The organism is Halorussus gelatinilyticus (assembly GCF_023238445.1).
Classification (GTDB): domain Archaea; phylum Halobacteriota; class Halobacteria; order Halobacteriales; family Haladaptataceae; genus Halorussus; species Halorussus gelatinilyticus.
On sequence record NZ_CP096658.1, the window covers coordinates 940,253 to 967,241 of the forward strand.

Genomic DNA, 26,989 nt, shown 5'->3' on the forward strand with positions numbered 1-26,989 from the left:
CGCTCTTCGGTTCTCCGTCGCCTATCTTCCGTTCTCCGTCGGCCGCCGCGCGCGCGCGGCGTCGCCGCGAGCGCGGCGGCCAGCGGTCCTGCGCAGTCGGCGGCGGTCCTGCACGGTCGGCGGCGGTCCTGCACGGTCGGCGGCGGTCCTGCACGGTCGGCGGCGGTCCCGTACCGTCAGCGGTCCTGCGCGGCCGTCGTCGTCTCGTCGGTATCGACGGTCGTGGTCTCGCCGCCTGCCTGGGTCGCGGTCTCCGCCGCTCCTTGCGTCGTCTCGCCGTCCGCCTGCGTGGTCTGTCCGGCGTCGCCCTGTCCGGGCGGCACCAACTTCAGCACCGCGCCGGTGTCGCCCTCCGGGACGCCGCGCTTGTTCACGAGGACGTAGATTTCGCCGTCCGCGCCCCGACCGAACATGCGGACGAACCAGTCGAACCCGCCGGTGATCTGGAGTTCGCGCATCTCCCAGAGTTCGTCGCGCGGGACGACCTGCGGGCCTTCGGGCGGAACGTCGTCCTCGCCGCCGCCGGCCGTGGTCGTCACGTCGCCCGGCGTGCCGGTCTCGGCCGGTGCCTTCTCGACGTTCTCGGTCTCGGCCGGTTCGACCGTCGGCGTGCCGGTCTCGTTGGCGGTCGTGGTGGTCTCGTCCTGAAGCGCGCCCTCCTGCGTGGTCGTCTCGCCGCCCGCCGTCGTCTCGCCGCCCGCCGTCGTCTGCGTCCCGCCGCCCTGTCCGAAACTCTCGGGCGGGTCGGCGGTCAGAATCCGGCCCGCGGGCTCCCGCCGGGTCGGGTCCTCGGTCCAGATGCCGTAGACGTACTTGCCCTGCATGCCGGAGATGGTCGACTGTTCGTAGCGGTGGCCGCCGATGACGGTGATACCGACCCACCCGCCCTCGTACTCGTGGGGGAACTCGACGATGGGGTCCCGAAGCGGTCCGCCGCCGTACGGTTGGTCGGGCGCGTTCGAGGGGCAGTCCGTGATGGCCTCCGGACTGCTAGGTCGCTCCGTGCTGAAGCAGTGGGTGCCCTCCTTGACGTTCCACCCGTAGTTGCCGCCCTTCTCGACCACGTCGGCCTCCTCCCAGAGGTTCTGGCCCGCATCCGCGACGAACATGTTTCCGTCGCTGTCGAACGAGATGCCGAACGGGTTGCGGAACCCGTAGGCCCATATCTCGTCTCGCCCCGGTGCCTCGCCCGCGAAGGGGTTGTCCTCCGGGATTCCGTACGGCGTGTCCTCACCTTCGCTGTCTACGTCGATGCGGAGAACGTCGCCGAGCAGGTTGTGGACGATGTCCTGCCCGTTGCCGCCCGTGTTGCGGTCGTACCAGTCGGGGACGTGGCCGTACATGTTGTCGTTCGCGCCCCCGCCGTCGCCCATCGGAACGTAGAGGTAGCCGTCCGGTCCGAACGCCATCGGCCCGGCGTCGTGGTTGTACTGAGGCGACGGGATGCGGAGCAGTTGGCGCTCGGAGTCCGGATTGCCCGACGAGAAGTCCTCGGTCGCCTGGAACTCCGAGACGACCTCGATGTGGTCCCAGTTGATTGTCCGCAGTTCGTCGGTCGGCGGCGCGCTGTAGTGGAGGTAGAACTTCCGGTTCTCCTGGAAGTTCGGGTGGAAGTCGATGCCGAGCAGTCCGCGCTCGTCGTAGTTCTGCTGAGCGTCGGCGTACAGGCCGTAGAACCGGCCCAGTTCGACCATCCGGTCGGTGATGTCCACGAACGGTTCGTCCCGGAGGCCGTCCTCCGTGATGACGTACACCTGTCCGGTCTGGTCCGTGACGTACTGGCGCTGGTTCTGGCCCTGCGCGACCGCGAAGTCGGTCGGCGCGGTCAGGTCGCCGTTCGCGACCATCTGCGTCCCGACTTCGGTTCCCTGCTCGAAGAAACCGTCCCGTCCGCCCTGCTGTGTCGTCGTCTCCTGTCTGGCTGCCGCGTCCCCGCCGTCCCGTCCGGCCGCGAGACCGCCCAGTCCGACGACGGAGCCGGCGGCGACCCCCTGCAGGACTGTTCGGCGCGAGGTGTTCGCTCGGTGCTGGTCGTCCGCTCGGTTCGCATCGTCGATTCGATTCTCGTCGTTGATTCGATTCTCGTCGTTGTCGCTCATGGGAAACCCCTCGAATCGAGTCGGGGTCCACCGGGATAAGGGAACGCGATAGTTCGCCCCCGCGGGAGCGGCTTTCCCGCGAGTAGTGGGAATTACTACAACGAGGGTCGGGTGGAACGCGAGCGTTCGCAGGCTATCCCCGAACTATAGCGCGAAAAAGGAGATATTTCCGAGGTGAAGTCCGCCGCCGCCGTCTCCGTGTTCGCAGTCTCCGTCGCCGCGTCGTAGTAGATGCTATACACTTCGCGAGCCGATGACGAACGGTGAGCGCCGCGAGCGTCTCGAAGTCCGAACGGGCGACGCCCGCGGGAACGCGAGCGACCGAGCGCGGGAAAACGACCGAGGAAACGACCGCGACCCGGTTACTTCCGCTCGAACGTAATCGCCGCACCCTGACCGAATCCGACGCAGAGCGTCGCCAGACCCTTGTCGGCGTCGCGCTTCTGCATCTCGTGAATCAGCGTCACGGGCAGGCGCGCGCCGGACGCCCCGAGCGGGTGGCCGAGCGCGATGGCGCCGCCGTTGACGTTGAACTTCTCGGGATCGACGCCGAGTTCGTCGCGGGAGTAGACCGTCTGGCTGGCGAACGCCTCGTTGAGTTCCACGAGGTCGAACTCTTCGACGGACTGGTCGGTGCGCTCCAGCAGACCGCGAGTCGCCGGGACCGGCCCGATGCCCATCACGGTGGGGTCCACGCCCGCCACGTTGTTGTCGCCGACGTGAGCCAGGATTTCGAGGTCGTGTTCTTCGGCGAACGCCTCGCTCGTGACGAGGGTCGCGGACGCACCGTCGGAAATCTGGGAGGCGTTGCCGGGCGTGACCGTCCCGTCGCCCTTGAACACCGTCGGGAGTTCCGAGAGCGTCTCCAAGTCGGTGTCCGGTCGGATGCCCTCGTCTTCCTCCACGAGACCCTCCTCGGTCTCGACGGGGACGATTTCGTCGTCGAACCGCCCCGACTCGGACGCCTCGGCCGCCCGCTGCTGGCTCTGGAGCGCGTACTCGTCCTGCATCTCGCGAGTGATGTCGTACTCCTCGGCGACCTTCTCGGCGGTCATCCCCATCGAGAGTTCGCCCACGTTGTACATCTCGGCGATTCCGGGGTGGACGTTCCCGTAGCTCTGGCTCATCGGCACGCGACTCATGTTCTCGACGCCGCCCGCGATGATGGCCTGCCGCTGACCCGCCCGGATGGCGTCGCTCGCGCTGATGATGGCCTGCATCGAGGAGGCGCACCAGCGGTTGATGGTCGTGGCGGGCACGCCCTCGCCCAACTCCGAGAGGAGCGCGATGACTCGCGCGACGTTGTTGTCCTGCTCCTCGCGCTGCTGGGCACAGCCCCACATCAGGTCGTCGATGTGTTCGCCCTCGAGACCCGTCTCGTCGAGGATGGTGTCGATGAGCGGCACCGAGAGGTCTTCGCTCCGGACGTCGGCGAAGACGCCGTCCTCTTTACCCTGCGGCGTTCGGACCGCCTTGGCGATGACTGGAGTGGTGTCGTCTCCCATACTCCCTTGTCGGGTCTCTATGCTCTTAAATGACAGTAGAACTCGCCCCGCGTGGCGCGGAGTTTCCGACCGATTCTCGACCGGCCTCGACTCTAACTGAAACTTCGGACCGCTTCGACCCGACCAGCAGAACGCGTCGGTCCAGAAACTATTTGTCCGAACCCGCGGCTATAACTGTGCAATGACTACCGCCGCTCGCGTCGCCCCCAGACCGCCCGCCCTCCGCCGCTCGCCCGCGTGGGGCACCGAAACCTGAACCATGGCATCGCAAACAGAGACCTCCGACACCACCGCCTCGGCCGCGGACGCCCGCGAGACGCTGACGGCGTACGCCTCCCGGACTCAGTTGGTCGTGGTCGGCATCGCCGTCGTCGCGCTCCTCGCGCGGTTCGTGGAACTCGGGGCGCGCGTCGCCCACCAAGACGAGGCCCGCGTCGCGTACTGGGCGTACCGCTTCATGGAGAACGGCGTCTACGAGTACCGGCCCATCGTCCACGGCCCCTTCCTGACCATCGTTGACGGCTACCTCTTCGGTCTGTTCGGAGCTTCGGACTTTACGATGCGCTTCGTCGTCGCGCTGGTCGGCGGCCTGCTCCCGCTCGGGGCGCTGCTGTTCCGCCAGCGCCTCCGGGACTCCGAGACCGTCGCGCTCGCGCTGTTGCTGGCGTTCAACCCCGTCCTGCTCTACTACTCGCGGTTCTACCGCAACGACCTCCTGCTGGCGGGGTTCATGCTGGTCGCGTTCGGCTTCTTCGTTCGGGCGTACGACCACCGCCGGCCCGCCGCGCTCTACGCCGGGACCGCCGCGTTCGCGCTGGCGTTCACGACCAAGGAGAACGCGCTGGTCTACCCGGTCTGCTGGCTCGGAGCCGTGGCCCTGCTGTGGGACCACCGCCTGTTCGTCGAGCGCGCCGGCGAGCGCGGTCTGCTGTCGGTCGTCGCCGACCGACTCCGCGTGACCGGACGCGGTCTCCTGCGCTGGTGGCCCCACCTCACGCTCGCGGTCTTCGAGTTCTTCGCCATCGTCGTGTTCTTCTACGCGCCGCGCAACACCGACCGTATCGCCGGACTGGACGTGCCGGGTCTCTACGAGGCGCTGGGCAATCCCGCGCTCCTGCCGGCGGTAATCGGCCACGCGACCCTCGGGTCGTGGGACGACTTCGTGAGCCAGTGGGGCGGCGGCAACCACGAGTCGTACCTCTCGGCACTGAAGGCGCTCTGGCCCGTCCTCGAATCCGGCGCTATCGTCCTGCTCGCGCTGGCGATTCTCGGATTCGTCGTGGACCGCTACGTCGGCGAGCGCCCGAGCGACGTGGTGTCGTTCGCGGCCTACTGGGGCTTCGCCAGCGTGCTGGGCTACCCCGTCATCGTGGACAACCCGTTCCCGTGGGAGGTCATCCACATGATCGTCCCGCTGGCGATTCCGGCCGCAGTCGGTCTCGCGCTAATCGGCCGCCTCGGCTTCGAGAGTGTGACCGACGGCGACGCCGTCTCCGCGACGGCCGCCGCGCTGGTCCTGTTGCTCGTCGTCGGGCAGGTCGGCGCGACGGCGGTCGGCACCTCGTATCTCGACGCCCAGAGCGAGGAGAACGAACTGGTCCAGTACGCCCAGTCGTCCTCCGAGATGAAGCCGATCCTCCACGAGATTCGAGACGCCGCAAAATCCAACGAGGGCGTGGACGTGCTGTACTACGGCGACGACCCCAACTTCGACGGCGACAACCTCTACGCGCCCGACCCCTCGACCCACGACGCGCCGCCCGCGGGCGACGGCTGGTTCGCCCGGCTTCCCTTCGCGTGGTACATGGAGGTTTTCGACGCCGAGACCGACAGCGTGAACCGACCCGAACTCGTCCAGCAGGAACTGAACGACGGCCAGAAGCCGCCGGTCATCATCACGCTCGGCCAGACCGACACCTGCTCGGACGACTACGACAACGCCGGCGACATCCAGCAGTACGTGGACGGCTACGAGCGCTACGAGGTCCAGCGCTACCTCCACGACAGCGGCTGTGTCATCAGCACGACGGTCGTCTACGTGAACGAGAACGCGACCGGGAACTGAGCGAGAGCGAGGACGCTCCCGGCCGACCGCCGAGGAATCCCCGGCTCCCGGTTTCGAGGTGGCGACGCCTTCGACGCGCTTAAGCACCTTTAGCGTCAAAACTCCGGGGAATGAGCGACGCGGCACTGGACGTCGTCGAGTTTCTGCTCACCGCGAGCCTCTACAACGACAACCGAGAGTTAGACGAGAACGACCTTCCCCCGCGCTACCGACAGGTGTTCTGGCCCGACGGAACCACCGATACCGGCCCGGACCGGCCGGGGAGCGACGACTCACCGCTGGGCATCGAGCGCCCGATTCGGGCGACCATCGACACCGCCCGGCGAGCCACTGGGGTCGAGAACCCGTGGAGCGCGATTTCCGAACTCATGTTCAGCGACCGCGACGAGTTCTCGGGGTCGCTCGAACTCACCCAGCGGGACATGGCCGAGGAGTGGTTCCTCGAACGCGGCGAGGAGCGCGTCCTCCACAACCCCGTGCTGGCCCACGCCTTCGGCGAGGAGGTAGACGGGGCGGACTACGAGGCGGCCCGCGAGGCCAACCGGCCCGTGCAGGCCGACCGCGCGTGGATCGACGGCCTGCTCGCGCAGTACTTCGCCGACGAGGAGGAAGAGGAGATGCTCGACCTCGTGGACATCCGCGCGCCCGAGGAGATAGAGACCACGCTGGACGACCTCGTGCTGACCGAGGACCAGGAGGCCGAGATTCACAAGATAGTGAAGGCCATCGAACACCGCGAGTACCTCGCGCAAATCGGCCTGCGCGAAATCGGGAAACTCCTGTTCGTCGGTCCGCCGGGAACCGGGAAGACCTCGACCGCGAGAGCGCTGGCCTACGACCTCGACCTGCCGTTCGTGGAGGTCAAACTCTCGATGATTACCAGCCAGTACCTCGGCGAGACCGCCAAGAACGTCGAGAAGGTCTTCGAGGTGGCGAAACGGCTCTCGCCGTGCATCCTCTTCATGGACGAGTTCGACTTCGTGGCCAAGACCCGTGCGAGCGACGAACACGCCGCCATCAAACGCGCGGTCAACACGCTCCTGAAGTCCATCGACAACATCAGCCTGATTCAGGACGACGTACTCCTCATCGGCGCGACCAACCACCCCGACCAACTCGACGCCGCGGCGTGGCGGCGCTTCGACGAGATCGTCAACTTCCCGAAACCCGACACGGGGATGCGCTCGGACATCCTGCGACTCATCACCCGGCCGATGGACATCGTGGACTTCGACCCCGACGAGTTGGCCGCCGAGACCGAGGGCCTGACCGGGAGCGACCTCCGGATGGTCCTGCGCGAGGCGGTGCTGGACGCCCTGACCGAGGAGCGGACCGCGCTCACGCAGGAGGACTTCGTGGACGCCATCAAGGACTTCGAGGAGCGGGACAACCTCAAGGACCTCGACATGATAGAGGGCGACCACGACGCGCTGGTGGCCGGCGGCGACATCTCAGGGTCCGGCGACGCGAGCGCCGACGGCGGACACAGCCACGACCACGACCACTGACGCCCGAGCGCCGACCTACGGTCCCGCACCGGCGTCGTCGGGGATCTCGTCGAGCAGCGAGTCGGCCTGCTCGCGGAGCGAGTCCGGCAGATTGTCGCCCTCCGCGAGTTCTCGTAGCACCGGTTTACACTGCGGATGCGCCAATCCGGTCAGCGATCGCTCGCGGTACTCCTCGGCCAGATCGTCCGACCGAGCGATGTCGGCGAGCTTGTCGCACTCGTTCGCGGTTTCGAGTTCGCCGATGGCCGCTTCGCGAACGCCGTCGTCGGCCGAATCGTCCATCGCGGTCTCGTAGTTCTGCGCTGGCGTACTCATGCGAGCCAACGGTCGTTCGCGCTCCACCACAATGGTACTGCGGGCCGACGCGGGGTCGGCGTCCGGACCGCGCGTGAGTACTGTTTTGTACCCCAAGCGACTACCCCCGACAGATGCAGGTCACGTTGCTCGGCACCGGTGACACGACCGGCACGCCCACGCCGGACTGCGACTGCGACACCTGCCGCGAGGCCAGAGCGCCGGGCGACGCCACGCGTCGCCGAATGCGCGAGCGCGGAATCGACGCGACCGAAGGCGTCGAGCGCTCCCGGTTCTCGGTCCACGTCCGCAACGAACGCACCGGCGAAGCACTGCTGATAGACGCCAGCCCCGACTTCCGCCACCAGTTTCTGACCCACGAGGTCGGCCTGCCGGACGAGGCGCTGATAACCCACGTTCACTTCGACCACTTGGACGGACTCGGCAACGCCTACCGGCTGTTCGACGACCTGCCGGTCCACGCCGCGAACGAAGTGGACCCCCTGACCGACGAGAGCGTCGCAGACACGATTCGCTCGAAGTACGACTACCTCGACCGAGTGACCGTCTTCGACCACGCGCCCTTCGAACCCTTCGAGACCTGCGGCTTCGAGGTGACGCTGGTGCCGGTCGAACACCCGCCGATGCTCTGTTACGGCGTCGCCGTCGAGGACCCCGAGACCGGCGCGAAGCTCTCGCTGACCGGCGACACGAACTACGCGATTCCCGACGAGAGCCGCGACGCGCTGGCCGACGCCGACCTCCTGCTGGCCGACGGACTCGTGCCCGCCCACCTCTGCGACCACCACCCGCTCGGGGGCGACCACCACGACGGCGACGGCGTCCCGCGGACGTTCGGCACCAAGCACATGACCCGCGAGGGCGCGCTCGACCTCGGCGACGAGTTGGATGCCGTTGAGACGCGACTCGTCCACGTCTCGCACTTCTACCCCGCGGACGAGGCGTTCGCCGAACCGCTCGCGGTGGACGGCGAACGGTACGAACTCTGAGAAGGAGAAAAGGCAGTTCGGCGGGCGTTTCGACGCCGACGGACGCTACCGACGCCGACGGACGCCGATGCCGAGCGCGACGAACAGGCCCGCGAGCGCCGTGAACGGGCCGAATCCGGGGACCCCGCCGGTCGCGTCGGCGGGGTCGCCGACCTCGCTCTCGGTTCCGGCGGCGTTCTCGCTCGTCGCGTCCGCCCCGGTGTCGCTCTCGTCGGACGTGTCGCTCTCGCCGGACGCGTCGTCCATCGCGCTCTGGTCGGTCGTGTCGGTCGCTCCGGCGTCGCTCGCGGGCGACGCGGTCTCGCCGGCGGCGAGACCGCTGATATTCTGAAGAAGTTGGTGACACCGGCTCAGTTCGCTCTGGTTCCGGTGGATATCGCTGTCGCCGTGGACTTCGTAGGTCCCGCTCGCGTTCAGGTCGGTCGCGGTCGGGCCGCCGTGTTCGCCGGCGGGGATGCGCGCGGCGTCGTAGACTAGCCACGGCGCGTAGACCTCCCAGACGACCGTCCCTTTCGGAGTCACTTCCAGCACGCGGTGGTTACTGGAGTCGGTGACGAGGGTGTTGCCGTTGGGCAGGCGGTCGGCGTCGCGGGGCCAACTCAGGTCGCCCTTCAGGGTCCACGTCCGGTTCCATCCGCTGCCGTTCGTCAGGTCGCCGTCCGGGTTCGCGTACTCCGCGATGCGGTCGTTCTCGCTGTCGCCCACCAGCAGGGTCGGCGTCCCGTTTCGACTTTCGAGGTAGTCGGGGTTGTGCTGTTCGGAGAGGATGTTCTTCTTCCCGTCCTCGCCCAGTTTCATCACTATTTCGTTCGTCGAGCGGTTGACGACGATGGCTTGGTCGAAGTTCCGCGGCGAAGCGAGGTAGAGACCGTCGCCGATCTTGTCCACGTCGTTGACGTGGGTCCAGTCGTCGGTGTAGTTCTCTTCGAGGTTCCGGCGGTCGTAGTGGTCGTCGAAGCGCCACTGCCACTCGATTCGCTCGGTCGTGCGGTTGTAGACGAAGATGCGATCGTCGTTGCGCTCGGCGGTCGCGTTGTAGTTGCGCATGTTCGCCAGCAGAATCTCGGTTCCGTTGTTGATGAGGTCGGCGTCGTGGGTGTCCCCGAGGTCGAACGTCTTCGCCCAGACGCGCTCCTGCGTCTCGGGATTAAATTCGTAGACCAGCGTCTTGTGGCCTTTCACCGTGGCGGTGACGAAGAGGTTCCCGTTGTCCATCGGGTCCACGTCGTAGCCCCAGACCACGTCGTACTTCTCGGCGCTCTGGTGGACCCACCGGATTTCGCCGCTCGGGCCGACGCCGACGAGTTTCGCCGGGCGCTTGCCGCCGTCCTTCCCGAACTGGAACCCCTGCACGCTGATGACGGTCGTCCCGTTCGCGGGCGAGGTCATCGTCCCGACGCAGGGATTGGGAGCGTCGGTCGCGTTCTGAGCGAACGCGGCCGCCCCCGAGTCGGCCGGGGCGGTTCCGTTCGTCACGGCCGTGACGGGCGCGACCATAGAGAGACAACACAACACGGCGAACGCGACGGCGAGTGGCCGCCGGGCGGTCGATTGCATGGATTCTGGTATCGGCATTGGTCGATTTACCGCTACTGGTTAGGGCGCGCTTACTCGGCCGGAGGTGTCCTCCTACCGACGTGAGTGTTTCGTGGTCTCCCGCGGTATTCGGGCGCATGGCTTCCGCCCTCCGGCGACGCCTCGCCGACGCCGACTTCTGGGAGCGCCACGAGCATCCGGCGTCGGGGTGGTCGCGCGTGCCGACCGGTCCGCTCCTGCGGTACGCCGTCTACGCGCGGAACTGGAGGCTCTTCGCGGCGACGGTGGCGTTCGTCGCGGTCAACCCCGTCCTCTTTCCGGAACCCGGTCCCGGGGCCGACGACAGTTGGATGACCCGCGGCGTCTGCGGCGAGCGACTGTGGGTGCAGGGGGCCGACGCGGGCCGGGCGGGACTCCTGAACGCGGTCAACGTACCGGTCTTCTGCTGGGCGGTCTACGCCGCGATTCGGCGGCGACCCGCCCGGACCGCGCTGTTCACGGCGCTGTCGATGGCGCTGAAACTCGCGTTCGTCAACGAGATGGCGAAGCTCTACGACCGCGAGGGGGCGAGGGCAGAAGAGCGATGACGCTCCGACCGTAAACCGGCCCCTTTTCCGCCTCACTTCCCGATGCGCGCGAGTCGCGCTTCGCCGGACGCGGCGTCGATGTGGACGTTGAACGTCTCGCCGTCTTCCGTCTCGACCCGGACGAGCCACGTGTTGCTCTCCCGATACGGATCCTCGGGCACGTCGGCGACCGCGTGGCCCTCGTCGGCGAGGACCTGCTTGGCGCGCTCGACGGCGGTCTCGTCGTCGCGGACCGCCCGGCGCTGGCGGGCGAGGTTGACCGTCAGCACGGGCACCTCGCTGGTCCGGACGACCTGCTCGGTCACGCTCCCGAGGACGTAGCGGTCCACGCCCGACCGGCCGTGAGTGCCCATCACGACCACGTCCACGTCCTCGGCGTCGGCGTACTCGACGATGGCTTGCGCGGGCGTCCCCTCCTCGATGGCGGTGACTACTTCGACGCCGCGGTCTTCGCCAGCCTCGGCGACGTGTTGGGTCGCCGCTTCGCCTTCCTCGCGGCGCGCGTCACGGGTCTCCTCGCGTCCGGACTCGGAGGGCTGGTAGTCCAGCGCGCGCTCGTCCACGACGTAGAGCGCGTGGACCGTGGCGTCGGCGAGTTCCGCGAGGTTCATCGCCTGCGTGACCACCGCGTGCTGTTCGCTCCCGTCGGTCGGCACCAGAATCCGGTCGTACATGTCCGGACGTTCGACCCTCGGCCAAAAATACCCTCGGGCGTTCACCCGAACCGGTCGAGGCCGGACTGCCGTCTGGCCTTTCCCTCGGGGTCCGCGACCCACGGCGTCCGGCCGGCGCGCGCCGCCTCGGGGTCCACCTCCGGCGGGTCCGCGGGGTCGTGGCCCGGACAGTCCGGCCCGCAGCGCGCGGGGTTGACGACCCGGTCCTTCCAGCGGCAGAACGGCAGGCCCTCGCTCCCCTCTCGGGCGACCGGTTCGACCTCGGCGCAGGCCGGGAACGCGTCGGGTCGCCACCCCTTGCCGTAGGCGCGTTCGGCCGTCCGCCGGCGCTGGCGGGCCTTCGCTTCGGGTGGAACCGCGGCCACGTCGGTCCGGAGCGGGTGTTCGTCCAGCAGTTCGAGCCCCCAGCCGTCGGCGTCGAGCGGGGTCGGTTCCCGGACTTCCTCGCGGTCGCCCGACTCTGGATCGAAGCGCCAGACGCCGACCTCCTCGGGGATGCGGTTGAGGTGCGCGCCCGTGACGTAGCTCTCGGTGGCGAGGATTACCTCGTCGGCGAGCGCGAGGCTCGCGTCCTTCCGGAGTTGGGTCCGGAGGTCGCCGGGGTCGCCGAGGTCGGGCTTGTTCTCTATCGCGACCAGCTTTCCGAACCAGTCGTCGGGGTAGCGCGCGACCCGCCGGACGCCGCCGCCGACCCCGCGCTCGAAGAAGCCGATTTCGACCGCGCGCTCGGCGACGCTCCGGGCACGCTCAGGCCGGGCGTCGATGGCCGCGACGGGGTCGCGCGCCCGCCCGACGCCCACGTCGCTCTCGACGGCGAGGTCCGGAATCGTCGAGGGCGTCAGGTCGGCCCGCGCGTCCATCTCCGGGCCGGGTTCGACGCACACCACGTCGAGGACCCGGTTCGACGGCGCGCGGACCCCGCCGCCGATTTGCCGGGCGACGACGGTCTCTTCGTTGGCTTCGAGGTGCGCGCACAGCGCCAACTCGAAGGGGTACTCTCGCACGACCCCGACTCGGGGCGCGGGGGAGAAAAAGTCTCGCTCGTCCCTTCGTAGCCGTGAGGTGAGCGAACCGGCGGCGAAAAACGAGGCGACTGGCGGCGGTCGATTCGCGTGCGGTTCCGCTACTGCGACCGTTCGAGCAGTGCGACGACGCCGCGGACGACCAACACCGGCAGCGCGAACGTCGCGCCGATGCTGGCGACCCACCCGACCAGCAGGACCGGGAGCGTGAGCTGCACGAGGTCCACCGCGGTGGCGAAGACCGCGCCCGTGGCCAGCGCCGAGACGACGAACGCCAGCAGCGCGGCGACCGGGAGCGTGAACCGAGTGAGTCCCGCGGCGATGCGACCGTGCCGAGTGCGGGCCGAAGGCGCGACCCGCCGGAGATTTGCGTTCAGTTTCATCGGTCTGTCCTCACGCGTAAGTTGGGACGCCGACCCCAAAAGTGTAATATGAATAATATTTCTGTAGTCGGCGTTACTGGAATCGCGTTCTGTAGGATAGGTGTCGTTTAGCGGTCGTCGCGTCCCCGGCTACTCGCGCGGGTCCCGGTCCGGACCGGGGTACTCGCCGTTCGCCACGGCTTCGTACAGCGATTCGGGGTCGAACAGCGCGGCGAACCCCTCGGGCGTCTTGACGCTCACGTTCAGGCGCGACCCGAACGTCGCGCTCGCCTCCGCGCTCCGGAGTCCCTCGTCGTAGCTCAGAACGTGGGCGGCCTGCCCCCGATACGCGCTCGCCAGCGCCGGATGGTCGCCGCGGGGATGCTCGACCTCGACGCGCAACTCCTCGATTCGCTCGCGCCACGCCGCCGCGAGGTCGGCGTCCGCGAGTTCCGCGACGACGGCCTCGGCGTCGTCGAGCAGGTGGTCGCTGGCGACCAGTTCGACCCACGAGTGGGCGCGAATCGCGTCCATCGCCTCGCGTGCGGCGTTTCCGTCTCGCGGGTCGCTTTGCTCTCCGCTCGCGTTCACCGGGGCGCTCTGCGCCTCGCTCCCGCCGGAGAGGAGGTCCGCGGCCAGCACGTCGGCGTCTGCGACGATTCGAGCCGGATTCGTCTCGGGCGTCTCAGGCATCGTCGGCCTCCTCGTCGGCGGATTCTCGGCGGTCGGCGAGCGCCGCACGTATCGACGCTACGTCGGTCTCGTACGCCTCGGCGCGCTCGAAGAGGTCGGCCCAGTTCATGCTCGGAGGGTGGGTTCGCGCGGTGAAAAGTCTGCTCGACTCGCTACGAACTGCCGGAAAGTGGGGAATCTCACGGGGAGTAAAGCCGGCGCTTCAGAAAGCCCTGACCGCTCGCAAAAAAGCGTCGGAGGAGTTACGCGCTTCCGAAGGCGTTCGTCTCGATGGTGTCGGTGTAGCTCATCCCGTCCAGTTGGACCGTGAACTGCTGGCCGCGGTACTCCACCACGACGTAGTAGGACACCGACAGTTTGGTCCGCTCGCCGCGGTTCAGGTGGCTGACCCACCACGCGGGAATCTTCTCGTTGTCGAGGTAGCCCGTCGTCTCGATGCGCCGGGTCGCCTTCCCCGGAATCGTCGTGCCGACCCGCGACTCGTCGTCGGCCAGCACCACGTCGTTCGCCGTCACGCGGTAGCCGAACTTCTTCACCGTCAGCGGGCGACTCCGTTCGTTGGTCACGTCGCCCGAGATCTCCATCGGCGTCCGCTCCATCGTCGCGTCGCCCCACGTCGAGTTCATATCGTGGAGTCTGGCGACGGTCCGGCCGCGAACCGAGACGGTCTGGTCGGTCTTCGAGAACCCGGCGAGCATGTCGGTCTCGAACGTCCGGTTCTCGCCGGGGAGCGGAACCGGGAGTTTGGCGAAGCCGAGGTCGGCGGTCGCGCCGCCCGCGGTCGTGAGTCGGGTCCGCTCGCCGTTCTCGACGTGGCTTATCCACCACTTCGTGATGGTCCGGTCGCTCACCTCGCCGGAGAACTTCAGTTGGTTCTCGCCCGGTCCGAGCGTGGTCTGCGTGCCGTCCTCGACCAGCGTTACGTCGTTGAGCGCCACGCGGTAGTTCGCGTCGAGACCGACCTCGCCGAGCGCGGAGTCGGCGGGGTTGGGGTTGTTCACGACGACGCGCGTCGAAAACTGGGTGCCCGAATCGGTCGCCGACCAGTCGCGCTCGACCGACCCGACCCGCGGCGGTTCGAAGCCGAATCCGTCGGAGGACTCGACGGTTCGAGTCGTCGCCTGCCCGCCAGCGAGGATGTCGGTCTCGAAGACGACCCGCTGGCTCAGGAACGGAAGCGGGACGCGCTCGGTGCCCGAATCGGTCTCGGCGACCGCGAACACCGAGACGTTCAGCCGCGTCGTCTCGTCGTTCCGGAGGTGGCTGACCCACCACTCGTCCAACTTCCGGTTGTCGAGCGTGGCGTTGATTCGAATCGTGTCGGTCGAGTTCGCCGCGATTTCGACCGGTTCGCCGGTCGTCCCCTCCGCGACCGTCACGTCGTTCATCGAGACCTCGTAGCCGAGTTTCGAGAACTCGACGGGCGCGCCGTTGGGGTTGCGGACCGTGCCCGTGAACTGCAGGGGCGTCTCGTTACGGGTCGCCCGTCCCCACGAGGCGTCGGTCTCCTCGACGGCGAGGACGGTCTGGCCGTTCACCTCGACCGACTGGCCGGACTGGCTCTCGAACGACGAGAGCATGTCGGTCTCGAACGTCCGGTTCTGCGCGGGCAGTCCCTTCGAGAGGAACGCCGCCTTCACCGAGGGGTCCACCGAGAGCGTCGTCTTCTCGCCGTTGTTGATGTGGCTGGCCCACCACGCCGGAATCTTCTCGTTGTCGATGTGCGTCTGGAGCGTCAACTCGTTGCGACCGGGCGACAGCGAGACGCCGCCGGTCTTCCCCGAGGCCATCTGCACGTCGTTCATCGACACGTCGTAGGAGACGCCGACGACGCCGGGGACGCCGACGCCGTTCGGATTGTTCACGACGACGGTCGTGTCGATGCCCGTGCGCTCGGCGGAAATCTCGCCCCACTCGTTCTCGACCGATTCGACCGTCGGCGGCTGGGGGCTGACGACGCCCGTCGAGAGCGCCGCGCCGACCCCCGCGGCCGAGACGACCAGTCCGACCGCGAAGACGGCCGCCACCTTGCCGAGCGTGCCACCCACGATGCTCACCGTACCACCCGGATTCGCTGTTCGCGTGCCATGCGGGAGGGTTCCAAATGCTCTCGTAAGTAATTTTTTCGCCGCGAGGCGACAGAATACCTATCTGTCAGAAAGCACGGTCACTCGGTCGCGGGGGAGCGCGACCCCGACCGCCTCTCCCGTGCCGGAGGCACCGCCGTCGGCGCGCTCGCGGCCGGAGGTATCACTGCCGGAGGAACCACTGCCGGACTGTTCACTGCCGGACCGCTCGCTGACGAGCGGTCCGGCGGTATCGGCGTAGGCGTCGAGTCGCTGGCCCGCCACGTCGAGCGCGACGCGGTCCCGGCCGTCCTCGCGGACGACGCGCTCTACCGGGGCCGAGAAGTCGGGGTTCGGGGGGTCGAGTTCGACGTGTTCGGGCCGGACCGCGAGGTGGGTCGCGTCGCCCTCGCCCTCCCCGTCGCCGTCGAACGAGAGCGACCCGCCGGGGACCGCGAGTTCGCCGGCCTCCAGTTCGAGGCAGTTCGCGCCCGTGAACCGCGCGACGAACGGGGACTCGGGCCGCTCGAATATCTCCTCGCTACTGCCGATCTGGACGATTCGGCCGTCGCGGATGACCGCCACGCGGTCGGCGATGGCCCGCGCGGTCGTCCGATTGTGCGTGACGTACATCGCGGTCTCGTCGGCCAGCACGTCGGCCAGTACCTCCCGGAGCGTCTGGCGGGTCGGCACGTCGAGCGCCGAGAGCGGTTCGTCCAGCAGGAAGGCGTCGGGCCGGACCGCCAGCGCGCGGGCCAGCGCGACCCGCTGGGACTCCCCGCCCGAGAGCGTCGGCGGGTAGCGGTCGGCGAGGTCCGCGACGCCGAACTCCGCCAGCAACTCGTCGGAGTCGCGGGTGTCGTGGTACCGCCCGCCGAACGCGACGTTCTCTCGGACCGACATGTGCGGGAACAACGCGTAGTCCTGAAAGACGAAGCCGAGACCGCGCTCCTCGGGCGGTTCGTCGGTCAGGTCCCGACCCGACAGCGCGACCCGGCCCTCGTGGTCGTGGAACCCCGCGACGGTTTCGAGCAGGAGGCTCTTGCCCGACCCGCTCGGCCCGAGGACGACCAGCGTCTCGCCGTCCGCGACCGAGAGGTCGGCCGCGACGCGGAACCGGTCCGCGCCCTCGGCGGTGAACGCCGCGGCCACGTCGATGTCGAGCGTCACGGCCGACCACCTCCGGCGGCCGGCCGGAGCGAAGCGGTCGGTCTCACGGCCACCCTCCGTCGTCGTACGCCACCGTTCGCACGAGCAGGAAGATGAGCGCCGAGAGCGCCAGCAGGAGGACCGCGACCGCGCCCGACTCTTCGAGACCCGCCGAGAGGTACGTGTTGTAGATGAAGACGGGCGCGTGCTGGGCGCTCACGGTCTCGCCCTCGGGCAGGTAGAAGAAGTCCACGCTGTAGGCGACGATGGCGACAGCGCCGAACTCCGAGACCGCCCGCGCCCACGCCAGCACCCCGCCGGTCAGGACGCCGCGCCACGCCAGCGGCGCGGTCACGCGCCGGAACGTCTCCAAGCGGTTCGCGCCGAGGGTCCGGGCGGCCCACTCGACGCGGGTCGGGACCGACTCGAACGCCTCGCGGGCCGCGTTCACGGCGAACGGCGCGGAGACGAACGTCATCGCCAGCACCATCCCGAGCATCGTCTGGAGGACGGTGAATTTGAAGGTGAAGTCGATAATCGGGATGGTGAACTGCACGCCGCCGAAGGCTCCGCCCTCCCCGAACCCGAAGAGGATGGCGAGTCCCGCGACGCTGTGGGGGACGACGAGCGGGAGGTCCACCAGACTCTCGACCAATTGCTGTCCCGGAAAGCCGCGAGCGAGGACCAACGCGAGGGGAACTCCGAGCGCGACGCTGGCGGTTGCGGCGAGGAGCGGGGCGTACACCGAGAGGTAGAGCGCCCGCTGGACGCCGGGGTCGGTCGCCATCTCCGCGACCAGTCCGAGGTCTTGGCGCGCGACCATCATCAACAGCGGGAGTCCGAGCGCGACCAGCAGGACGGTCCCGAGCGTCGCCGCGAGGACGCCGAAGGTGCCGCGGTTCCGGGCGGCCGCGATGGCCGCCGCCGAGAGGACCGCGAACCCGGCGTACGCGCCGGGGTAGCCGACCGCCAGCGCGGCCGCGAACGCGACGAGTTGGACCGAGACGACCGCCAGCACGGTCGTCCCCGCCCCGATTCGGCCGCCGAGAGTCTCGGCGGCCGAATCGGTCTCTCGCCGGGCGGCGGTCGCGTCGCCCCGGCGTCCCGACTCGCCCTGCGTCTCCGTGTCTGTACTCACGGCTTCACAGTTCGAGCGGACCCACTGAAGTCTTTGCCTCCGCGCGTCTCGCCACGCGAGCGGGCACGTCGCCGTCCTTCGTGACGACGGCCGGTTCCTTCGGAATCAGGCCCGTCTCCTTCAGAATCTTCCGGCCCGGTTCGGTCGTCATGTACTCGACCCACATCGCGCCCAGAACGGGGGCCTCGGCCACGCTCGGCACCGTGATGCCGTAGGCGATGGGCGCGCCGGTGAACGTCCCGGCGCTGGTCTCGACCTCCGCCTTGGCGTAGTGGTTGGCGTACTTCGTCGTCAGTTTCGAGAGGTCCACGTGGGGCTGGAGGTCCACGTAGGGCATCCCCGACTGGGAGGCGATGGAGCGGTAGTAGAGCGCGTAGTCGAGTTTACCGGACTCGAGTTGGCCCTCCAACTTGGTCTCGGTCCCGGTCGGGACGGTCATGTTGTCCCGAATCTTCTCGAAGGTCTGCTGGCCGTAGAGTCGCGTTCCGTCGAGTTTCTCCTTGCCCAACTGCATCGCCATGACCGCCCGGTAGCCGCCGGGGTCGATGGCGGGGTCGCTGTGGCCGACTTTCACGCCGTCGCGCGAGAGGACCTCCCACCAGTTGTCCGGGCCGATTTCGCCCGCGCCGGGCGAGTCCTCGCGGTACTGGAGCGACATCGCGTTGGCGGCGAAGATGGCGTACCAACTGCCGTACTCCGGCAGGACGCGGTCCCGGATGAGTCGGAAGTCCGAGACGCCCAACACGTCGGCGCTCCGGCCCTGCGTCGTTATCTTCTTCGTTGACGCGACCGACCCCTTGGCCTCCCGGTTGACCGTGACGCCGTACTCGTCTTCGAACTTCGGTTCGGCCGCGCCGAACGGCGGCGCGAGGCTCCCCGCGTGGAAGACGGTCATCGAGTCCGAGGTCGGCGTCGGGGTGCCCGACGCCTCGGTCGCGTTCGCCCCGTCGCTCGCCGTCGTTCCGGTGGTCGTCCCCCCACCGGTCGATTCCCCGCCGACGCACCCCGCGAGTCCGGCGACGCCGAGCGCACCCGTCGCCTTCAGCAGATCCCTGCGCGAGCGTTGTTCCCTCATAGACACAACCCCGGTTCTATCGCACCAGACATAACGGTTTTGACTGCTCGCGCTCTGGTTCGGGGCATGGACGCCGGATTCGAGGCCCACCTCCGGGCCGGCGAGGTGGAGTTCGACGCCAGCGACGCCGACCTCCTGCGCGCCGTGGACGAAGAAGGGTCGCTGAACCGCGCGGCCGACGCGCTCGACCGGTCGTACTCCCGCGCCCACCAGCGTCTGACCGCGCTCGAAGACGCGCTCGGCCCGCTGGTGGTCCGCCAGCGCGGCGGGTCGGGCGGCGGCGGGTCGCGACTCACCGACGAGGCCCGCGACCTGCTGGCACGCTTCGAGCGCCTGCGGGCGGAGTTCACCGGCACGGCGGAGGTCGAGGAGGCGGTCCTCTCCGGCGAGGTCGTCGCCCGCGACGGCGAGTTGGCCACCGTCGAGACCCCGGCGGGGCGGGTCCGTGCGCTCGCACCCCCGGCGGAATCCGGGACCGAGCGCGCGCCGGACGCCGACGCGGAGGGCGTGCGGGTCGCCGACGCCGACGCCGACGCCGTGCAGGTCGCCGTTCGAGCGGACGCGGTGACGCTCCACGCGCCCGACGCCGCCCCGGCCGCGGAGGCGACCAGCGCGCGGAATCGGTTCTCGGGGAGCGTCGCGGCCATCGACGCCGGCGAGCAGGTCGCGCGCGTCCTCGTGGACGTGGGGACGGACGCGACCCTCGCGGCACTGGTCACGATGTCGAGCGTCGAGACGTTGGACTTGGACGAGGGGTCGGCCGTGGTCGCGTCGTTCAAAGCGACCGCGACGCGGGCGAGTCCGGGGGAGTGAGCCGGTCGGGAAACATTCGTACGGCTTAAAGACTCCTCTATCAACGTTAAAATATTGTACACCTGTCTGTGGTGTCTCAGAACCGGACCGACGAACGCGCCGGTCACGGATTACCGTCGGCGAGAGCTACGCATCACGAAACCCGTCGGCGGAGGTGAAACGCCGAGGGAGTCGTCAGTGGAAGTACTCGTCAGCGCAAGCGGGTCGGTGGAGAGGAGTGTTCGGTCTACTTCCCGTTACCCTTCCCCTTGCCGTTCTTGCCCTTCTTCGAGTCGTCTCCGTCGTCGGACTCCTCGCCGGAGTCGCCGCCGTTTCCTGCGTTGTCGGGCGGACCGGCCGAACCGCCGTCGGTGCCGTTCTCCGGCGCGTCAGTGCCGTTCTCCGGTTCGTCGGTACCGTTCCGGGTCTCGTCGTTCGGACCCGCGTGGTCGGGTTTGCCCTTATCGCCGGACTTGCCGGCGTGGTCGGGGCGCTTCTCGTCGGCGTTGCCGGGGTTGTTCTCGGTCACGAACTCCGAGATGACCTGTCCGATGGGACCGCCGTCGTCGCCCGCGTCCATCATCTTGTTGACGAACGAGGAGACGAGGTCACCGAAGGACTTCCCGCTCTCGTTGCCCGAGCTGACGGTGAGCGCGGCCGTTTCGGTGCCGGTCGCGTTGCCCTTCTCCGCGGTGACCTCGACGGTCACGTTCTCGCTGGGGGCGGGCAGGGCCACCGTACCGCTCTCGTCGGTGACGTAGCTGCCAGCGCCCTCGTAGGTCGCGTTCTCGTCCGTGACTGCGACCGTGACGGAGGCGTTGGCGACGGCCGAGCCGTCGTCGGTCACGGACACCGTGGCACCGCCGTCGGTCTGGTCCACGGCGACCGCGAGCGACCCGTCGTCGGACTCCTCGGCGACGAGCGTGACCGTCGTCGTGCTGGTCGCGTTACCGGTCTCCGCCGTCACCGAGACGGTGACGTTCGCGTCGGGCTCGGGGAGCGCGACGGTTCCGTTCTGGTCGGTCGCGTAGTCGCCCGCACCCGCGTACGTGACGTTCTCGTCGGCGACGCCGACCGTCACGCTGGCGTTCGCGACCGCCGACCCGTTTCGAGTCACCGTCACGGTCGCGCCGTCGTCGCCGACCTGTTCGACCGAGACGGAGAGTGAATTGGCGGTTTCGTTCGCCGCTGCGGTACTCGCCGCGCCCGCGGCCGCGACGCTCGACAGGACGAGGAGTCCCGCGAGGGCGACCGCGATGGTTCGTTGTGTCGATGTCATGCACTCGTCTCTTTGGGAAATGAGAGATTAAACCCCGCTTGCCGTCCACTCTGTTTTCGCAGTTCAATCTAGACGATAGAAAGTCTCGTAGACGTCGATAAAGTTTAAAAACTGTTCTTACCGTTCAACGGAATCGTTCAACGTTACGTTTCCCGAGCGGATTCGACCGAATCCGCTCGGAGTTCTGGTAGCTCCGGCGTCCCAGCGCTACTCCGCGCGCTCGACGGCGGCCGCGGCGCGTTCCTCGGCGCGCTCCCGCACGTCTTCGGCGTCCATCGTCAGCACCTCGCGGTCGCGCATCAGGACCGCGCCGTCGCAGAGCGTGTGGCGCACGTCCGACCCGCGGGCCGCGTAGACGAGGTGGCTCACGAGGTCGTGGTGGGGCGTCAGATGGGGCGCGTCGAGGTCCACGACCGCGAGGTCGGCGTTCGCGCCTTCCGCGACGCGACCGCTGTCGAATCCGAGCGCGTCGGCGCTCCCCTCGGTGGCCATCCGGACGACGCTCTCGGCGGGGACCGCGCTGGCGTCGTTCGCGGCCAACTTGCCGACCATCGCGGCGTCGCGCATCTCGTCGAACAAGTCGAGGTCGTTGTTCGAGGCCGCGCCGTCGGTGCCGAGACCGACGGTCACGCCCGCGTCGAGCATATCTTGGACCGGGGCCATCCCGCTGGCGAGTTTCATGTTCGACGCCGGGCAGTGGACGACCGCGGTGCCCGTCTCGGCCAGCAGGTCGATTTCGGTCCCGTCGAGGTGGACGCCGTGGGCCACGGAGTCCGACGCGCCGGTCATGTCCAGTTCGCGGGCGTATTCCAGCGGACGCTCGCCCTCCGCCTCGACTATCGGGTCCACTTCGTCTTCGGTCTCGTTGGCGTGGTAGTGGAGCGGAATCCCGTCGTCTCGGGCTTTCGAGACGTACTCTCGAAGGTACTCCTCGCCGACGGTCGTCAGGCTGTGGGGCATGAACGCCGTCTTCACGCGACCCGCCGCCGCGCCGTCGAACTTCCGGGCGGTAGCGAGGCTCTGCTCGCAGTCCTCGCGCGCGCCATCCTCGTCCTTCCCGACCGTCACGATGCCGTAGCCCAACCGCGCGCGCAGTCCGGCGTCCTCCACCGCGTCCACGACCTGCTCCTCGTGGAAGTACATGTCCGCGAACGCCGTGGTGCCCGACCGAATCATCTCCAGCAGGCCGAGGTCGGTCCCGGCGCGCACGTCCTCGGGGGTCAGTTCGGCCTCGACCGGCCAGATGTCCTCCTGCAACCACGCGTCGAGTTCCTTGTCGTCGGCGTAGCCCCGCAGGAGCGTCATCGCGGCGTGGGTGTGAGCGTTGACCAGTCCCGGCATCACGAGACCGTCCTCGGCGGAGAGCGTCTCGTCGCCCTCGGGAACCTCGTCGGGGTCCCCGACCGCCGTAATCGTGCCGGACTCGGAATCGACCAGTACGTCGGCGCGCTCGACGGTCGCGTCGGGGCGAAGAACCCGGCCGCCCGCGATTCGGAGTGTCGTCATGGGGAATCGTTCTCCCGCCCGGCGTGTCAATCCATCGGGTTCGGTCCCGACTCGCGTCGAACGCCCCGCGCCGCCGACGGCCCGCCTGAATCCGAACCCCGAACAGCTAAATCCAAGCGGTCAGATACCTCGAAGGATGCTCGACTCCGCGGCGTTCTGGGCGGCCGTCGCCGTCCTCGTGCCGGTGCTGAAGATGCTCTACTTCCCGCTCGCCAACCGAGTGCTGGGCGCGGTCAGCGACGCGCTCGGCGACCCGCGAGGCTACGTGATGTACAAGTACGCCCTGTTCGTCTCGGGCCTCGCGGTCGAACGGTCGTTCGGCGGGCGCGTACTTGCCGACCATCGCCTCCCGGAGGTCGTCGAGTCTCACCGCGACCGCCCTCCAGCGAGACCCGCAGACGACGAGTCGAGTCCTGACGAATCGGCGTGCATCTCCCGCTCGATGGTCGGACCCGAGGCTCAAAGAGTTTTCTACCGGGCCGCTCTGTCGCTGGAAAAAGGGTCAGTCGGCCGTTACCGCCACGGCACGAGGAAGTCTATCGAACAGACGTACCCGCCGGGGTGGCCGGTGGACGAACAGCCGCCGTTCATCTCCTCGGTCGTCTCGTCGGAGTCGTTGACGTTGAGTTCCATCGTGATCCATCGAGAACATCGTTACCGATTGGCATGTAATTTTTTCCGGTATAATATTTAAATTATGTCGGTGTCGGTTCCATCATGTATCGAACGGCACGGCGTCGGCGACGGCGGAGGCGGTCGGTTCGACGGTCGGAGACTCGCCCACGGCGCTCGCGGTCTTCTCGGGCCACGCGACCCCCGCGCCGGTTCCCACCACGACCACGCTGTCGGCCTCGCCGACCACGCCGTCCTCGACCGCCTGAGAGACCACGGCGGGCGCGAGCGCCGAGGCCGGTTCGAGGAAGACGCCCTCGCGTCCGACCGTCCGGACGGCTTCCTCGACCGCCTCGCGGTCGGCGGCGTAGGCCGCGCCGCCGGAGGCCCGGACCGCTCCGAGCGCGTGGTCGCCGGAGGTCGTACCCATCGTGGAGGTGCTGAGCGGTTCCGGGCCGTCGTCGCGCCCGACCGACTCGGCGTCCGCCTCGAACGCCGCGGCGAGGGGGTGGCGCTCCTCGCTCTCGGCGCTTATCATCCGGGGCTTGTCGGCGACGACGCCGCGGGCCGCGAGTTCCCGGAACCCCTTCCAGATGCCGTAGAGACCGTCGCCCGCGCCGACCGGGACGACCACGGCGTCGGGGACCTCGCCCAACTGCTCGACCAACTCGTACGCGATGGTCTTGTAGCCCTCGTAGACGTACGGTTGCCCGGTGAACTCGCCGTCGAGGTCGTACGCGACGACCCACCCCGAATCGGCGAGGTCGGCGAGCAGGGTCTTGCGCTCGCCGTAGTCGGTCAGCCGGAGGGCTTCCGCTCCGTAGGCCCGAATCTGGCGGTGGTGCGGCGGTTCGCTCGACGGCGAGAGGAAGGCGAGGACGCGCTCGACGCCCGCCCGCGAGGCGTAGGCCGCGACGGCGCTGGCGTGGTTCCCCGTCGAGGCGGCGGCGATGCGGTCAGCGCCGTGGGAGACGAGGCGGGGCACGACCACCGCGGCGAGGCGGTCCTTCCACGACCACGTGGGGTTGGTGGTCTCGTTCTTCAGATAGAGGTCGGGACTCGCATCCTCGAACTCGGCCGCCGCGGTCGCGCCGAGTCGCGGCGTCTCGACCAGCGGGGTCCACCCCTCGCCCATCGGGACGGGCGCGTCGGCGGACGCGTCCGGTTGGGACGCGTCCGCCGCGGAATCGCCCGGAACGGGAAGCCAGTCGGCGTAGCGCCGGAGGTCGGTCCGGTCGTTCTCGGGGAGCGCGTCGGGGAGGTCGTCGTAGGCGACTTCGAGGGGGCCGCCGCAGCGGGGACAGTCCGCGGGGCGCTCGGCGGGGTCGGTCGTCGCGCCGCACGACAGGCACTCGAAGACGTAGGTCATGGCGTCGTGTTGGTCCGGTGGACGGTTAGTGATTCGGGAAACGGCCAGACGCGCCGTCAGCGGCCGGGTCGTCAGCCGTCGGACTGTCAGCGGCCGGGCCGTCAGCCGTCGAGGAGGCCCCGCACGTCGCTCTCGATTCGTTCCATCACGGCGGGTTCGGTCCCGTCGGGCAGGTCGAGGTGGCGGAAGTCGTTCATGATTCGGACCATCGCCAGCGCCTCGTAGAGCGGTTCTGGAGCCGAGACCCGCTCGGCGCGGTCCGGTGCCGTCGCCCGGTAGCCCGAGAGCATCGCCTCGCGGACGAGGTCGCGGCGGTCCGACGCGTCGGGGAGACCCGCGAGGAAAGCCCCGCCGTAGAGGTAGACGGCGAACTCGAAGTCGAAGGCGGCCGGGACGGCGAGCGTGTACCCCCAGTCGAGCATCGCGGTGATTTCGCCGGTTTCGGGGTCGATGAGGAGGTTGTGGAGTCCGTGGTCGTTGCGCCCCAACACGGGGTCGAACGGGCCGTCCAAGTCGTCGATTCGTGACTCGACCCACCGCTCCAGTTCGGGCGTCAAGTCCGAGAACCGGGAGTCGGCGTGGCGGTCGAGTTCGCGGGCGGCGTAGTCCCGGAGGTAGGACGGCCACTGCTCGTGGGGGTCGCCGACGGTCAGCGTCGCCGGGTCGCCCTCTGGCGGTTCGTCGGTCAGGGCGGGGCCGTCGTGGCGGACGTGCCCGAAGCGTTCGACCGCCGGCACCGAGTGGAGTTGCGCCAAGTACTCGCCGGTCTCTCGGGCGAGTCGCCGGAGCGCGTCGTCCCCGAGTCGGCCGACGCGCTCGTAGGCCACCTCCTCGCCGGAGAGTGCGCGCATGAGGTAGTAGGGCGTCGGACGCTCGTCGTGGTTGTCGGTGACGCCGAGGACCTCGGGGACGGGAATCGACGTGTTGGCGTCGAGGACCGCCTGCAGTCTGGCCTCGGTGGAGAGGCCCCACGCTTGGCCGTCGGGCGAGGCTTTCAGGTACAGTTCGCGGGACTCCTCGCCGTCGGCGACCGCGACCCGGTAGACCGAACAGAATCCGCGCTCGGCCGGGACCGCTTCTTCGAGTTCCCACGACGGCTCGACCGACCGGACCAACTCTCGGAGCGTCGCGTCCGTAATCTCGCGCGCCTCGGGAACCTCGTCCATACCCCGGCTACCGCGTCGCCAGTTAGAATCGTTTCGGTGGTTTGGTCCGGAGTGGCACGCTCCTCGGCGAGAAGTGGACACAGGGACGCGGGATGACGAAAGGTAGTTGCCCGAAGAGCTCCAACATCGCCAGTATGAGAATCGCCGTCCCGAACAAGGGCCGACTCCACGACCCGGCGATGGAACTGCTCGAACGCGCCGGACTCCACGCGGTAGACGGTGCCGACCGGAAGCTGTACGCCGACACGGTGGACCCCGACGTGACCCTGCTGTTCGCTCGCGCCGCGGACATCCCCGAGTACGTCAGCGACGGCGCGGCCGACGCGGGCATCACGGGCTTGGACCAGGTTCGGGAGGCCGACCCCGGCAACGTCTCGGACCTGCTCGACCTCGAATTCGGCCGGTGCCGACTCGTCCTCGCGGCCCCCGAGGACGGCGACATCGAGTCGGTCGCCGACGTGGCGGGCAAGACCGTCGCCACTGAGTTCCCCCACATCGCCGAGCAGTACTTCGCCGAACAGGACGTCGAGACCGACATCGTGGAGGTCAGCGGCGCGACCGAACTCACGCCGCACGTCGAGATGGCCGACGCCATCATCGACATCACCTCGACGGGAACGACGCTGAAGGTCAACAGCCTCGCAGTCGTGGACGAGGTGCTGGCGAGTTCGGCACACCTGTTCGCCCGCGACGACGTGGCCGACGACGAGAAAGTCCAGCAGGTCGTGATGGCGCTCCAGTCGGTCCTCGCGGCCGACGGTAAACGCTACCTGATGATGAACGCGCCCGAGGACCGCCTCGCGGAGGTCCGCGACGTAATTCCCGGATTGGGCGGCCCGACCGTGATGAACGTCGAGAGCGAGGCGGGCGGCGAGAAGGACGGAACGGTCGCGGTCCACGCCGTCGTGGACGAGCGCGACGTGTTCGAGACCATCAACGAACTGAAGTCGGTCGGCGCGAGCGGGATTCTGGTGACCGAAATCGAGCGGTTGGTGGAGTAGTCGCCGCCCGACGAGACGGAGCGTTGCTCAGGTCGGCGCGGTCGAGAGCAGGCGGACGATGTTCAGAACCGTGATTCCAGCGATGGCGCTCACGGTGTAGTGGACCAGCGTGACCAGCCCCGCGGTCCGAAGTCGCAGGCGGTACACGCCCCGAATGGCGAAGAAGTCCGCCGTGGCGCTGACGAGGATGACGACCAACGGGCCGTACGCCTGCAACGCGAACGAGATGAGCGCGGGGACGAGACCGACGACGAACGCGCGCAGTATCGGCACGTCGCCGAGGACGTACCGGGCGGCGATGTGGGCGGTGACGCCGTAGAACAGCACCGCCAGGAGGAACGTTCCAATCAGCGCGACGACGGGAACTGCCATGGTCGGGCGTTACGGCGGCGGTCGCTTGTGCCTGCCGGTTCGAAGCGCGCGGAAACGCTCCGAGAGCGGCGAGGGGGTCGCTCGCCGTCGAGTCGGCGGCCGTCCCGGT

At 68.6% G+C, this 26,989-nt stretch carries 24 protein-coding genes; 6 read left to right on the top strand and 18 right to left on the bottom strand.

Features of this window, described 5'->3' with window-relative positions; translation table 11 throughout:
- Positions 1 to 176: 176 nt before the first annotated feature.
- Both M0R88_RS04915 and M0R88_RS04920 read right to left on the bottom strand, forming a co-directional pair.
- Positions 177 to 2,099 (bottom strand): PQQ-dependent sugar dehydrogenase, encoded by a 1,923-nt coding sequence (locus M0R88_RS04915; protein WP_248655848.1) that lies wholly within the window; start codon positions 2,097 to 2,099, stop codon positions 177 to 179.
- Positions 2,100 to 2,461: 362 nt separating this feature from the next.
- The gene (locus M0R88_RS04920) at positions 2,462 to 3,604 is read right to left on the bottom strand and encodes a thiolase family protein (protein WP_248655849.1); all 1,143 of its coding nucleotides are present in this window, start codon (positions 3,602 to 3,604) and stop codon (positions 2,462 to 2,464) included.
- Positions 3,605 to 3,863: 259 nt separating this feature from the next.
- Between M0R88_RS04920 and M0R88_RS04925 the strand changes: the two genes are divergently transcribed.
- Complete coding sequence (locus M0R88_RS04925; protein ID WP_248655850.1) at positions 3,864 to 5,669, top strand: flippase activity-associated protein Agl23; 1,806 nt, start codon at positions 3,864 to 3,866, stop codon at positions 5,667 to 5,669.
- A gap of 110 nt (positions 5,670 to 5,779) precedes the next feature.
- A complete protein-coding gene (locus M0R88_RS04930; protein ID WP_248655851.1) occupies positions 5,780 to 7,177 on the top strand; it encodes an ATP-binding protein in 1,398 nt (465 codons plus the stop codon).
- Positions 7,178 to 7,192: 15 nt separating this feature from the next.
- Here M0R88_RS04930 and M0R88_RS04935 read toward each other — a convergent pair whose 3' ends face one another.
- Positions 7,193 to 7,492: a hypothetical protein gene (locus M0R88_RS04935; protein WP_248655852.1), complete on the bottom strand. Its 300-nt coding sequence runs from the start codon at positions 7,490 to 7,492 to the stop codon at positions 7,193 to 7,195.
- A gap of 113 nt (positions 7,493 to 7,605) precedes the next feature.
- On the opposite strand from M0R88_RS04935, the gene M0R88_RS04940 reads away from it, so the two are divergent.
- Complete coding sequence (locus M0R88_RS04940) at positions 7,606 to 8,481, top strand: MBL fold metallo-hydrolase (RefSeq protein WP_248655853.1); 876 nt, start codon at positions 7,606 to 7,608, stop codon at positions 8,479 to 8,481.
- Between the two features lie 45 nt (positions 8,482 to 8,526).
- On the opposite strand, the gene M0R88_RS04945 is transcribed toward M0R88_RS04940, so the two are convergent.
- Positions 8,527 to 10,038 carry an arylsulfotransferase family protein gene (locus M0R88_RS04945; RefSeq protein ID WP_248655854.1) on the bottom strand — a complete coding sequence of 504 codons (1,512 nt, stop codon included), beginning with the start codon at positions 10,036 to 10,038 and terminating at the stop codon, positions 8,527 to 8,529.
- Between the two features lie 116 nt (positions 10,039 to 10,154).
- Here M0R88_RS04945 and M0R88_RS04950 point away from each other — a divergent pair, with 116 nt between their 5' ends.
- Positions 10,155 to 10,604, top strand: a complete 450-nt coding sequence (locus M0R88_RS04950) for a DUF6653 family protein (RefSeq protein WP_248655855.1) — start codon at positions 10,155 to 10,157, stop codon at positions 10,602 to 10,604.
- Positions 10,605 to 10,636: 32 nt separating this feature from the next.
- Here M0R88_RS04950 and M0R88_RS04955 read toward each other — a convergent pair whose 3' ends face one another.
- The 8 genes from M0R88_RS04955 to M0R88_RS04990 form a co-directional block, all read right to left on the bottom strand.
- Positions 10,637 to 11,278: a universal stress protein gene (locus M0R88_RS04955; RefSeq protein ID WP_248655856.1), complete on the bottom strand. Its 642-nt coding sequence runs from the start codon at positions 11,276 to 11,278 to the stop codon at positions 10,637 to 10,639.
- Between the two features lie 41 nt (positions 11,279 to 11,319).
- Positions 11,320 to 12,282 carry a DUF5787 family protein gene (locus M0R88_RS04960; protein ID WP_248655857.1) on the bottom strand — a complete coding sequence of 321 codons (963 nt, stop codon included), beginning with the start codon at positions 12,280 to 12,282 and terminating at the stop codon, positions 11,320 to 11,322.
- A 119-nt stretch (positions 12,283 to 12,401) separates the two neighbouring features.
- Positions 12,402 to 12,683, bottom strand: a complete 282-nt coding sequence (locus tag M0R88_RS04965; protein WP_248655858.1) for a hypothetical protein — start codon at positions 12,681 to 12,683, stop codon at positions 12,402 to 12,404.
- Positions 12,684 to 12,812: 129 nt separating this feature from the next.
- Positions 12,813 to 13,355: a DUF7384 family protein gene (locus M0R88_RS04970; protein WP_248655859.1), complete on the bottom strand. Its 543-nt coding sequence runs from the start codon at positions 13,353 to 13,355 to the stop codon at positions 12,813 to 12,815.
- Between the two features lie 242 nt (positions 13,356 to 13,597).
- Entirely contained in the window at positions 13,598 to 15,412 is a 1,815-nt protein-coding gene (locus tag M0R88_RS04975) for an LEA type 2 family protein (protein WP_248655860.1), read from the bottom strand.
- Positions 15,413 to 15,502: 90 nt separating this feature from the next.
- On the bottom strand, positions 15,503 to 16,591 hold the full coding sequence (locus M0R88_RS04980) for an ABC transporter ATP-binding protein (RefSeq protein ID WP_248655861.1): 1,089 nt from the start codon (positions 16,589 to 16,591) through the stop codon (positions 15,503 to 15,505).
- A 43-nt stretch (positions 16,592 to 16,634) separates the two neighbouring features.
- Entirely contained in the window at positions 16,635 to 17,708 is a 1,074-nt protein-coding gene (locus tag M0R88_RS04985) for an ABC transporter permease (protein ID WP_248655862.1), read from the bottom strand.
- A 4-nt stretch (positions 17,709 to 17,712) separates the two neighbouring features.
- Positions 17,713 to 18,783, bottom strand: coding sequence for an extracellular solute-binding protein (locus M0R88_RS04990; protein ID WP_248655863.1), 1,071 nt, complete (start codon positions 18,781 to 18,783; stop codon positions 17,713 to 17,715).
- Between the two features lie 66 nt (positions 18,784 to 18,849).
- Here M0R88_RS04990 and M0R88_RS04995 point away from each other — a divergent pair, with 66 nt between their 5' ends.
- Positions 18,850 to 19,596, top strand: coding sequence for a TOBE domain-containing protein (locus M0R88_RS04995; RefSeq protein ID WP_248655864.1), 747 nt, complete (start codon positions 18,850 to 18,852; stop codon positions 19,594 to 19,596).
- A 226-nt stretch (positions 19,597 to 19,822) separates the two neighbouring features.
- On the opposite strand, the gene M0R88_RS05000 is transcribed toward M0R88_RS04995, so the two are convergent.
- The 5 genes from M0R88_RS05000 to M0R88_RS05020 form a co-directional block, all read right to left on the bottom strand.
- Positions 19,823 to 20,854 (bottom strand): hypothetical protein, encoded by a 1,032-nt coding sequence (locus tag M0R88_RS05000; protein WP_248655865.1) that lies wholly within the window; start codon positions 20,852 to 20,854, stop codon positions 19,823 to 19,825.
- A gap of 207 nt (positions 20,855 to 21,061) precedes the next feature.
- Entirely contained in the window at positions 21,062 to 22,360 is a 1,299-nt protein-coding gene (locus M0R88_RS05005) for an amidohydrolase (RefSeq protein ID WP_248655866.1), read from the bottom strand.
- 106 nt (positions 22,361 to 22,466) lie between these two features.
- Entirely contained in the window at positions 22,467 to 22,730 is a 264-nt protein-coding gene (locus M0R88_RS05010; RefSeq protein WP_248655867.1) for a hypothetical protein, read from the bottom strand.
- Between the two features lie 345 nt (positions 22,731 to 23,075).
- Positions 23,076 to 24,341 carry a threonine synthase gene (locus M0R88_RS05015; RefSeq protein ID WP_248655868.1) on the bottom strand — a complete coding sequence of 422 codons (1,266 nt, stop codon included), beginning with the start codon at positions 24,339 to 24,341 and terminating at the stop codon, positions 23,076 to 23,078.
- Between the two features lie 101 nt (positions 24,342 to 24,442).
- Positions 24,443 to 25,507: a phosphotransferase family protein gene (locus M0R88_RS05020; protein ID WP_248655869.1), complete on the bottom strand. Its 1,065-nt coding sequence runs from the start codon at positions 25,505 to 25,507 to the stop codon at positions 24,443 to 24,445.
- Between the two features lie 134 nt (positions 25,508 to 25,641).
- Between M0R88_RS05020 and hisG the strand changes: the two genes are divergently transcribed.
- Positions 25,642 to 26,508, top strand: a complete 867-nt coding sequence (hisG, locus tag M0R88_RS05025) for an ATP phosphoribosyltransferase (protein ID WP_248655870.1) — start codon at positions 25,642 to 25,644, stop codon at positions 26,506 to 26,508.
- Between the two features lie 27 nt (positions 26,509 to 26,535).
- On the opposite strand, the gene M0R88_RS05030 is transcribed toward hisG, so the two are convergent.
- Complete coding sequence (locus M0R88_RS05030; RefSeq protein ID WP_248655871.1) at positions 26,536 to 26,880, bottom strand: DUF7473 family protein; 345 nt, start codon at positions 26,878 to 26,880, stop codon at positions 26,536 to 26,538.
- Positions 26,881 to 26,989: the final 109 nt, after the last annotated feature.

Coding starts and splice junctions, on each gene's coding strand:
- M0R88_RS05020 (WP_248655869.1), bottom strand. CDS start 25,507: ATGGACGAGGTTCCCGAGGCGCGCGAGATTACGGACGCGACGCTCCGA.
- M0R88_RS04945 (WP_248655854.1), bottom strand. CDS start 10,038: ATGCAATCGACCGCCCGGCGGCCACTCGCCGTCGCGTTCGCCGTGTTG.
- M0R88_RS04940 (WP_248655853.1), top strand. CDS start 7,606: ATGCAGGTCACGTTGCTCGGCACCGGTGACACGACCGGCACGCCCACG.
- M0R88_RS05015 (WP_248655868.1), bottom strand. CDS start 24,341: ATGACCTACGTCTTCGAGTGCCTGTCGTGCGGCGCGACGACCGACCCC.
- M0R88_RS04915 (WP_248655848.1), bottom strand. CDS start 2,099: ATGAGCGACAACGACGAGAATCGAATCAACGACGAGAATCGAATCGAC.
- M0R88_RS04935 (WP_248655852.1), bottom strand. CDS start 7,492: ATGAGTACGCCAGCGCAGAACTACGAGACCGCGATGGACGATTCGGCC.
- M0R88_RS04965 (WP_248655858.1), bottom strand. CDS start 12,683: ATGAAACTGAACGCAAATCTCCGGCGGGTCGCGCCTTCGGCCCGCACT.
- M0R88_RS04950 (WP_248655855.1), top strand. CDS start 10,155: ATGGCTTCCGCCCTCCGGCGACGCCTCGCCGACGCCGACTTCTGGGAG.
- M0R88_RS04930 (WP_248655851.1), top strand. CDS start 5,780: ATGAGCGACGCGGCACTGGACGTCGTCGAGTTTCTGCTCACCGCGAGC.
- M0R88_RS04970 (WP_248655859.1), bottom strand. CDS start 13,355: ATGCCTGAGACGCCCGAGACGAATCCGGCTCGAATCGTCGCAGACGCC.
- M0R88_RS05000 (WP_248655865.1), bottom strand. CDS start 20,854: ATGACATCGACACAACGAACCATCGCGGTCGCCCTCGCGGGACTCCTC.
- M0R88_RS04995 (WP_248655864.1), top strand. CDS start 18,850: ATGGACGCCGGATTCGAGGCCCACCTCCGGGCCGGCGAGGTGGAGTTC.
- hisG (WP_248655870.1), top strand. CDS start 25,642: ATGAGAATCGCCGTCCCGAACAAGGGCCGACTCCACGACCCGGCGATG.
- M0R88_RS04920 (WP_248655849.1), bottom strand. CDS start 3,604: ATGGGAGACGACACCACTCCAGTCATCGCCAAGGCGGTCCGAACGCCG.
- M0R88_RS04955 (WP_248655856.1), bottom strand. CDS start 11,278: ATGTACGACCGGATTCTGGTGCCGACCGACGGGAGCGAACAGCACGCG.
- M0R88_RS05005 (WP_248655866.1), bottom strand. CDS start 22,360: ATGACGACACTCCGAATCGCGGGCGGCCGGGTTCTTCGCCCCGACGCG.
- M0R88_RS04990 (WP_248655863.1), bottom strand. CDS start 18,783: ATGAGGGAACAACGCTCGCGCAGGGATCTGCTGAAGGCGACGGGTGCG.
- M0R88_RS05030 (WP_248655871.1), bottom strand. CDS start 26,880: ATGGCAGTTCCCGTCGTCGCGCTGATTGGAACGTTCCTCCTGGCGGTG.
- M0R88_RS04925 (WP_248655850.1), top strand. CDS start 3,864: ATGGCATCGCAAACAGAGACCTCCGACACCACCGCCTCGGCCGCGGAC.